Below are 1,720 nucleotides of genomic sequence, written 5' to 3' on the forward strand. Positions count from 1 at the left end.
AGGCGCTTCATCATGCCACAGCCAACGATCTGTCCATCCCCTTTGCGCGCAACAACAAGACAGCCGTTTGGAGGCAAATAATCGTCCGCATGCGCCCAGAACTCGGCAAGCGCACTCTTTGGCGCAGCGGGATCAATCTCAAGGCCCATCTCCCGCATCCGGACCACGATGAGCGCATAGTACTGGGACAAAATATCATCGAGTTCTTCTTTGGGCGGCAGGCTCTCGCATAATGCGATCGTGATATCGTGCATTGCAGTGCTCCATATTCAGCCGAATACGTTTGGCGGCGCCGGCTGCCCCTGCAATGTGATCCAACGCTAGGATTTCAGCAAGTCTGTTGCACATACCTGCCCGAACACGCCAGCGCACCATTTGTTGGCTGCCGGCGCTTTACGGCTAGGTGGTCCTAATCCCGCGCCTATTCTGCCGCTTCCAGATAGTCCGTCATCGGCGGGCAGGTGCAGGTCAGGTTGCGGTCGCCCCAGACATTGTCGACGCGGTTCACGGGCGGCCAGTATTTGTCGATCCGGAAGGCACCGGGCGGGAAGCACCCCACTTCGCGTGAATAGGGGCGGTCCCAATCCAGCACGAGGTCTTCCATTGTGTGGGGGGCATTCTTGAGCGGGTTGTTGACCGCGTCGATCTGGCCGTTCTCGATCTGGGCAATCTCGGCGCGGATCGCCAGCATCGCATCGCAGAACCGGTCAAGCTCAGCCTTGGTTTCGGATTCCGTGGGTTCCACCATCAGCGTCCCCGCCACGGGCCAGCTCATCGTAGGGGCGTGAAAACCGTTGTCGATCAGGCGCTTGGCGATATCATCAACCGTCACACCTGCGCTATCCGCAAAGGGGCGTGTGTCGATGATACATTCATGCGCCACGCGGCCGGTTGGCCCTTTATAAAGCACATCAAACGCCCCTTCGAGCCGTTTGGCGATGTAATTGGCGTTCAGGATCGCGACGCGCGTCGCCTGTGTCAGCCCGTCACCACCCATCATCAGGCAATAGGCCCAAGAGATCGGCAAGAGCGAGGGCGAGCCGTAGGCCGCCGCCGACACCGCCCCTGTCCCGCCATTGGGATCTCCGGGCAGATGCGGGATCAGGTGGGATTTCACACCGATCGGTCCCATACCGGGGCCGCCACCACCGTGGGGAATGCAGAAGGTCTTGTGCAGGTTCAAATGGCTGACATCGCCCCCCAGATCACCGGGGCGCGACAGCCCGACCATGGCGTTCATATTGGCCCCGTCGATATAGACCTGACCACCATGGTCATGGGTAATCTTGCACACATCGGTCACGGTTTCCTCGAACACGCCATGGGTCGAGGGATAGGTGATCATGCAGCCTGCAAGGTTGTCGGAATGCTGCTCTGCTTTGGCGCGGAAATCATCAAGATCAATATCACCGTTCCCAGCTGATTTGATCGGCACCACAGTCCAGCCGACCATCTGTGCCGAGGCAGGGTTCGTGCCATGCGCGGACATCGGGATCAGGCAAATGTTGCGGTGCCCCTGCGCCTGCTCTGCGTGATAGCGCGCAATCGTCAAAAGCCCCGCATATTCACCCTGCGCACCGGAATTGGGCTGCATCGAGATTGCGTCATAGCCGGTCACATCACAGAGTTTCGCGGACAGATCGTCGATCATTTCGTGATAGCCTTCGGCCTGATCGCGGGGCGCATAGGGGTGCAGCAGCGCGAATTCGTCCCAGGACAC

At 59.5% G+C, this 1,720-nt stretch carries 1 protein-coding gene and 1 pseudogene; both read right to left on the reverse strand.

Translation table 11 applies throughout. The features are described from left to right. Positions 1-254 (reverse strand): annotated as a pseudogene (locus tag VGP75_RS04835) (GNAT family N-acetyltransferase); the annotation flags it as partial. A 167-nt stretch (positions 255-421) separates the two neighbouring features. Beyond that, positions 422-1,720 (reverse strand): aminomethyl-transferring glycine dehydrogenase (locus VGP75_RS04840; RefSeq protein WP_526025501.1); only part of this gene is annotated, 1,299 nt, incomplete at its 5' end.

The organism is Yoonia sp. (assembly GCF_036007805.1).
Lineage (GTDB): Bacteria > Pseudomonadota > Alphaproteobacteria > Rhodobacterales > Rhodobacteraceae > Yoonia.